The following is a 3,660-nucleotide window of genomic DNA, read 5'->3' as shown; positions in this document are numbered from 1 at the left end:
TGGCCTTCCTGCTGGCGGTGCTCTCGCTGGCGATGGCGCGGCCGGTGGGGGCGGCCCCCGGGGCGCCGCCGCAACCAATGGGATGCGTGCTGCCGAATCCGGTATGTAGTTGCGGTATGATTTGTGGTTGGTGGAGAGGCGGTTACTGCTGTGCAGACTTAGGCCGCATCGTTGATCCTTGTTTCGGTTATGAAGGGCCGTGTAATATCATTTGCTCTATGCGTTGTTGGTGGTAGTCACTCCCACCAGATGCAGTGCCCGCGCCGTTCTGGATGACCGGGTTTTATGCCTTTCTCCTTCCAACGATTGGCTCTTTGGGGATTCGCATGGGGATCTGCTTTACCGTGGACAGAGAAGTGGCATGCCAGGCACTTTCGCAAGCGTCTGGCACGTTCAGGATAGTTCATTTTTCACCCGAAATTGGTGACACTTTTGGCTGGCGACAAAAATGCCGCTTGGTGCCCTCTCCCCTCCCCCGGCCCATCCCCTCTCCCGCTCGTCTTCGGCGGCGGGCGAGGGGAGGGCAAGGGGGAAGAAGGGCAATTCAGGCAAGCTGGAACACGACTTTTGTAGTGCTCAAAAAGGCAGAAGAAAGGGCTAAAGTCGTGTTGAGTCTCGTAAAGTCGTACCGGGCTGAAGTCTCAAAAAGTCGTACCGGTCAGGGCCTCCGCCAGGCCCAATTGCCGCCACTCGGCGACCGAGAGGGGAAGCGCCAGCTGGTACGCCGGAACTGCCCGCAGTGGACTCAACTCTCCCATCAGGTCAGCCTTGGTCAGCCCCCGAATGGGCAGGCGCACCGGAGGGCCTCCTTTCTCCGGGCGGCAGACCAGTTCCCACTTCTGGGGGTCAAACCGGATCTCCACCTTCTGACCCGCAAAGGCGGAGCCGAGGTAGTAGGACTGACCGCCCAGCGCGATCTGCCCTTGTGAACTGACCCGCCGAAACCAGCGGCCTTCCGCCAAGTACTGGGCGACTCGCTGCATATCCAGCAGCTCTTCTTCCCACTCCAACCGATAGGGCTGCCCGGAATGGCGGGCCTCCGGAAAGGTCGTCAGGGGTGGCTGGCCTCCCAGACTGCGGCACGGGTATCGGGTGTTGAGAAACTCCCGTCCTGGTCCAGAGCGCGCCAGACCGCCTTCTCATCGGTCAGCGATGTCCCCAAGAGGGCCTGCCGATACATCGTCTGGTGATCCCGTTCAATCTGGCTGTGGTCTCGCGGCGGTGGGTGCTTAATGAACAAGACCTCCACGCCCAGAGCGATCAGCCACAGATGCAGCGGGGTGGGAAAAGGAGAAGCCGAAGCATTGTCCTCGGGCCGAAGGGCCCTCGGCCCAAGGCCGTAGAAGACGGTATCGTGGTCCAGCGTGACCCGCTGAGGCAACCCGTGGCGGAGGAACCCCCGCCGCAGACCCATCTGGTAATCCAACCGGCTGGGATGGGAAACCTGCCAGCAGGGAGCGCTTTCCACCTTCAGCCGGCTGACCACGTCCACGATGTTCACGATGCTCACCTTGTGACCCGAAGGGCATCCACTTCCCACACTTCGTGAGGATGCTGAGGGCGTCCGGCTTCTGGCTGAGGGAGAGATTGGCGGCGCTCATACGGGCGGGTGAGCCCTTCCTGGCGCAGGAAAGCGGCAATACGCGACCGGCTGGGCAGGGAAGCCGGGTTGGAAAGGTGGGGCTCCCATTCCAGGCGCAGGGTTTCCGGCCCCCAGCCGGGGTGCTCCTCCCGGAGTCGGCGGAGGGCATCCCGGACTTCAGGCGGGAATGAGCCCAATGCACCGGAGGGAGGCCTTCCCATCGATGAAACCAGTCCGTCCTGTCCCTGCTGCTGATGCCTCCGGCGCCATTTGCGGACTGTCCAGACCGAACGTCCGATAGCGGCCGCGATAGCCAGGTCGGTTTCTCCGGCCTGGGCTCGCTCGGCGATTTCCACGCGCTCTTCCAGCGTAGTTGGACTGCCTCGTTGTCCCATGGGGCACCTCCTGGACACAGAAAGAGTTCTGGGTACAGGATACCCGACTTGCTGGTGGAGCGCAAGTGGCGGTATGAGTTTTCGGGACTTTTACCCGGTACGACTTTTATGGGATTCAACAGCATGCAAACTTAAAAAGTCGTGCTGGAAGTGTCACCAATTATGAACCATCCCGCACGTTCCTCATTAGGGAATGGCGAGGGGGCAGACCGCGCAAATCTTTCCTGCACGAGAGTAGCGGCCCGTCAAGTTTATATTTGGGGGTCAGAACTGCCTACATGCAGGGCATGTAGACCCACAAAATTGCAGTTGACTGACCAATAGGGTCTGAGATTCTCACCCCCTTTTCAATAGATTTAGAAATGAACCGATTGTTGCTCTCTTCACTACAAAGGCGGATCTTCCAGGCAGCCCTTCTCCTTAACGGGGTGTTGATCGTTAGTACAGCCTTTGTATTGTTCCTTTCCGCCTCCGAAACCACCGTCACGCGAGTGGAAGAAGATCTCGCCCGTTATTGGCGCACAACGTATGATATTGTCGTCAGACCCCCCGGCTATCGCTCCCAGGTGGAAGAAGAATATCAACTGGTACAGCCCAATTACCTTTTGAGCATCCCGGGTGGGATTACATTTGCCCAATATGAGGCCATCCGGAGTATCCCGGGCGTGGAAGTTGCAGCACCGGTGGCTACATTGGGTTATTGGACCATAGCGCTCCAACAAGCCATCACTCGCTCCCTTCCCGAAGGAGTCTATGCTTTGCGGTGCATCCAGGAGGAAGATACAGGGCTATATGTCTATAGGGATGTTCAGGATTGGTATTACCTTTCGTACTCGGACCCTGCAGGCGAACTGCTCAGGATTCCGCTGGAGAAACGAGTTGGCTTGATACCCATTCCATCTTGCATATTTTCTCTGGAGGGGCTTTTGGCAGGTGTGGACCCCGATGCGGAAGAAACCTTGGTGGGTCTAAGCCATGCTCTGCTGGAAGGAAGCATAATGACGCAGACACGTACTACTAGCGACATGGTCTTTGTTCCTGTTATTGTGAATATTACTCCCTTCGTCTCCTTTACCCTAACGGTTGAAGCTATCCCAGTAGAAGTGCCACCAGAAACTAGGGGTATTAATGATATTCTTCAACAAGGAGGGTTTGTCTATTTGAATACATTGCCTCGCCGACCTCTCTTTACGGCAGAAACGAGGATAGCCGAGGAAGTATATCCGGAACTACCGAGAATGATAATACAACAAGTGGGCCTGGCAAGTGGGGCTCTCCATTTTCCGAAAAGTTGCGTTCAGTACCATCTGCTGTTTTCCTCTGCTCTCCCTCAAAGGAATTCTCTTGTGTTAGAAATGGAGGTTGTGAAACCCTGTGAAGGAGTCCATAGGCCACTCCGTCCTTTCGTGTCTCATGTTGTGGGGACTTTTAGGTCTGACAAACTGGGCCTCTCCGCCGAAGGCCTGACAATGGTGCCCCTTGAACTCTACTTCCCACCCCAAATCACTCTGCTCTATGATGAAAACGGCACGCCCGTTGCGCCTAAAGTGATCAGACCATCAACCCTTCAGATCACCACAACCCTCTATTTTCACCCTCCACCCCTGTTATTGACCACCCTAGAGGCGGCCCGGGCCATTGCCGGCGACGACTGCATCAGCGCCATCCGGGTGCGGGTGGCCG

4 protein-coding genes are annotated in these 3,660 nt (G+C 57.2%); 1 reads left to right on the top strand and 3 read right to left on the bottom strand.

Translation table 11 applies throughout. The features are described from left to right. Window positions 1-641: 641 nt before the first annotated feature. The 3 genes from ABJK56_RS14625 to ABJK56_RS14615 all read right to left on the bottom strand — a co-directional run bounded on the left by ABJK56_RS14625 (window position 642) and on the right by ABJK56_RS14615 (window position 1,977). Window positions 642-983 carry a Mu transposase C-terminal domain-containing protein gene (locus ABJK56_RS14625; protein WP_347245406.1) on the bottom strand — a complete coding sequence of 114 codons (342 nt, stop codon included), beginning with the start codon at window positions 981-983 and terminating at the stop codon, window positions 642-644. Between the two features lie 68 nt (window positions 984-1,051). Then, window positions 1,052-1,501 carry a hypothetical protein gene (locus tag ABJK56_RS14620; RefSeq protein ID WP_347245405.1) on the bottom strand — a complete coding sequence of 150 codons (450 nt, stop codon included), beginning with the start codon at window positions 1,499-1,501 and terminating at the stop codon, window positions 1,052-1,054. Between the two features lie 5 nt (window positions 1,502-1,506). After that, entirely contained in the window at window positions 1,507-1,977 is a 471-nt protein-coding gene (locus ABJK56_RS14615) for a helix-turn-helix domain-containing protein (RefSeq protein WP_347245404.1), read from the bottom strand. A gap of 362 nt (window positions 1,978-2,339) precedes the next feature. Between ABJK56_RS14615 and ABJK56_RS14610 the strand changes: the two genes are divergently transcribed. Beyond that, on the top strand, window positions 2,340-3,660 hold a 1,321-nt coding region (locus tag ABJK56_RS14610; protein ID WP_347245403.1), incomplete at its 3' end, for a hypothetical protein.

The sequence above is a fragment of the Thermogutta sp. genome (genome assembly GCF_039793925.1).
Taxonomy (GTDB): Bacteria; Planctomycetota; Planctomycetia; order Pirellulales; family Thermoguttaceae; genus Thermogutta.
Note: the sequence above shows the minus strand (reverse complement) of the source record. Positions and strands in the feature narration are given on the sequence as shown.

Bases quoted from the DNA above. Each gene is read 5' to 3' on its own strand.
- ABJK56_RS14615 (WP_347245404.1), bottom strand. From the start codon at position 1,977: ATGGGACAACGAGGCAGTCCAACTACGCTGGAAGAGCGCGTGGAAATC.
- ABJK56_RS14625 (WP_347245406.1), bottom strand. From the start codon at position 983: ATGCAGCGAGTCGCCCAGTACTTGGCGGAAGGCCGCTGGTTTCGGCGG.